This window comes from Mesonia sp. HuA40 (genome assembly GCF_008017835.1).
In the GTDB taxonomy this organism is placed as follows: Bacteria; Bacteroidota; Bacteroidia; order Flavobacteriales; family Flavobacteriaceae; genus Mesonia.
On sequence record NZ_VRLT01000033.1, the window covers coordinates 1 to 1761 of the forward strand.

General features: G+C 33.3%; 2 protein-coding genes. Both read left to right on the plus strand.

Annotation, left to right across the window (positions count from 1 at the left end):
• Positions 1-214: hypothetical protein (locus FT993_RS12410; protein WP_222708305.1), on the plus strand; the 214-nt coding region annotated here is incomplete at its 5' end.
• Between the two features lie 451 nt (positions 215-665).
• Positions 666-1589, plus strand: coding sequence for a hypothetical protein (locus tag FT993_RS08315; RefSeq protein ID WP_187240781.1), 924 nt, complete (start codon positions 666-668; stop codon positions 1587-1589).
• Positions 1590-1761: the final 172 nt, after the last annotated feature.

Below are 1761 nucleotides of genomic sequence, written 5' to 3' on the forward strand. Positions count from 1 at the left end.
GTACCAAGCAGAGCGTGTCGCCACAGTATGTAACAACGGCTATAATTCATTGCGGCGGAATTTTCTACCGAAAATTCCACGCTTTTTTCTATCTTTGAGCTATAACGGAATAAGTCTTGCGTATTTTTCCGCAACGAAATCATATACAAGACCGTTGGCAAAAATACCTCGGAATGAAAAGCAAAGCGGAAAAATAATGAATCTGACTGCTTGAAAATTTAACTGACTTAAAAAGAGAACAGTGGAATTGAAAAGCACAACGCGGAATGAAATAGCACTACGCTGAAAAAAATTAATAAAACTATATCGTGCAAAAAAATAAAAAGCGAATTTAAAAATTAAGCGGAATTAAGGTCGAATCAAAAATTTGAAGTAAACGAAAAAAAGATTTTGAGATTTCCATATCCGAAATAAATTAAAAGGTAACTGAATAAACACTAAGCGGAAAAAAATCAGAGCGGAAAAAAAATCTGGACGGCAAAGCAGAACCTTCCAAGCAGAACGTGTCGCTACTTTAGGTAACAACGGCTATAATTCATTGCGGCGGAATTTTCTACCGAAAATTCCACGCTTTTTTCTATCTTTGAGCTGCAACGGAATAAATCCTGCGTATTTTTCCGCAACGAAATCATAGCCAAAGCCGTTGTGCTTAATGTAAAAAAACATTGGAAAACCTAACAAAACATATAGAAAGAATGATGAAACCTTATCGGGAAATCGAAAAGATGACTGAACCGATTAGGAAAATGGAAAAGCAATTATCCGCATCAACTTTAGCAATGCAAAAAGCAGTTGAACCAGCTTTAGCAATGCAGAAATCATTAGAACAACCTCTATTAAATTTCCAAAAATCATTTGAGCACATAAACAAAATATACGCTTCGATTCCAAAATTTGAAAATCCGATTTTGGAACATTTGGACACTTTCAAAGAAATTGGAGAAAAGCTCAAAGAATATGCGGAAAGAACACCTGAATATTTCTTGCTAATTGCACAACACGGTTGGTTCATTGACTTAGAGAGTGAGTTAAATTTACCATCGAGAGTTGCGTATGAATTACAAGATGGTGAATTAGAAACTGCTAACGAATTATTAATTGAGTATTATAAAGAAAATCTTGAGCAGATATTTCAAAGTTTAATTAAACGACATCCAAACAGAAAAGAAATTTTAAGTCAAATATTGAATGCTTATAAAAACGGAAGTCATAGTTTACTAATTCCAAGTGTATTAACATCAGTTGACGGAATTTGCTTTGACTTTACCAAAAGAAAATTTTTCATAAAGGAAAGAAAAAATAAATACTTGCCACAAGTTACTTCCGAATTGGAAAAATCGGCTGGAAATTTCTTGGATTTATATTTGTCACCTTTGCAAAATCAAACACCAATTATGGTTCAAGAAAAAGATATTTCAAAATTCCCTTGTCATTTAAACCGACACGAAATTTTACACGGAATTAATGCTGATTATGGAACTGAAATTAATAGCTTGAAAGTAATATCTCTTTTAAAGTATATTTCGGATTTACTAACAGACCTCGATAGAAAAACACTAAGCACAACACCGTATAAAATTAATGGCTAGTTATCGCCTACTTACGAAAATCCTCGCGGATTTTCTATCTGGTGTTTATTTGCTAAATTAGGTGCTTAAACACGCCACTAATCTTATACAAACACGTTGGCAAAAATACCTCGGAATGAAAAGCAAAGCGGAAAAATAATGAATCTGACTGCTTGAAAAGATGAAGTAAAAA